Below are 1,132 nucleotides of genomic sequence, written 5' to 3' on the forward strand. Positions count from 1 at the left end.
ATATGCATTATTGGTTATTCTTTTTTCAAAAAGGATGATTATGATATATATGACAAAATAACATATACCCTATTAAGGGATTATGCTAAAGCACACAATGCAACCATAACAATTATTGACAAAAACCCCTGTTACATCGCTGATATTTTCTCTAATGGACTACAGGTTAATTGTTTTGAAATTGATTGGAGTATTTTTTCTCATGCGTTTTTCGACATTAATAAGATAAAAATTCTCCAAAAACAAAATGCGCTGGATCTAAACAAGTTTATCCGTCTTTATCATTATTTCTGCACAGAAAAAACAAGAACTTTTAATAAATCAATTTTTAACAGTAAAACGCTTTGCTTGTAATCACTTGGCAGAATCATCCTCATCATTTTCTAACTGCAAATAATTATCGTGGCTAATCACGCCACGACCTAACTCTTTTTCCGTTTCTATGCGCGCGTTACCTGCCACATTACCTCCACGCTGCGCCACCTTTTTATTGGCAATCATACCTTCTGGCTTTTCTGTTTTAGAAATCTCAGTGGTTACTTGCTCCCCAAGCATCGTAAAGATTAGCTCCAAATCAGTCATGTGATCACGTAAATTAGCCTTGGATTTTTCAGGCAATCCTTTGTGTTTTTTATATTCGGTAGGCGTCATGCCAAAAGTGGCTTTAGAAATTTCTGCCGTTAAAATAGCGTAGTCTTTTTGTTGTGTAATTCCGCGATCACTCCATTCATCAGTTAAATTCTGTCGAATCGCTATACCACGCAAGCGTTTGTCTATCCACTCTTTGGGATAACCCTTTTGCTCATATAATTGCTTCATCCGCTCTTGTGCTAATTCTGGATTTTCAATTTCTTGTACACGCTCATAGCCTACTTTGGCCAACCAACGCTTAAATGGTTCTGCTTTAGGAGAAGGAATAGATTGAATGATTCTGAATAAGCCCTCTGTGTTGGCACAATCTGTTTCTCTCATTTTTCCGTCAGGGGCTTGTAATTTCAACTGTCGACAAATTGTCGACAGTTCAGTGCCATCCTCATCTTTGACACGTATTTTCATTTTGTACCAGTAATCTCTTGAATTGGTACTATCAGTTAAGGTTTGAACTACATCAATGACAGAAAACCACCAGGCA

At 36.8% G+C, this 1,132-nt stretch carries 2 protein-coding genes; one reads left to right on the top strand and one right to left on the bottom strand.

Translation table 11 applies throughout. The features are described from left to right. A partial coding sequence (locus ACQY7T_RS13295) for a hypothetical protein (RefSeq protein WP_428414009.1) occupies positions 1–354 on the top strand: 354 nt, incomplete at its 5' end. Here ACQY7T_RS13295 and ACQY7T_RS13300 read toward each other — a convergent pair. After that, on the bottom strand, positions 355–1,132 hold a 778-nt coding region (locus ACQY7T_RS13300), incomplete at its 5' end, for a BRO-N domain-containing protein (protein ID WP_428414010.1).

This window comes from Legionella sp. (genome assembly GCF_965140895.1).
Lineage (GTDB): Bacteria > Pseudomonadota > Gammaproteobacteria > Legionellales > Legionellaceae > Legionella.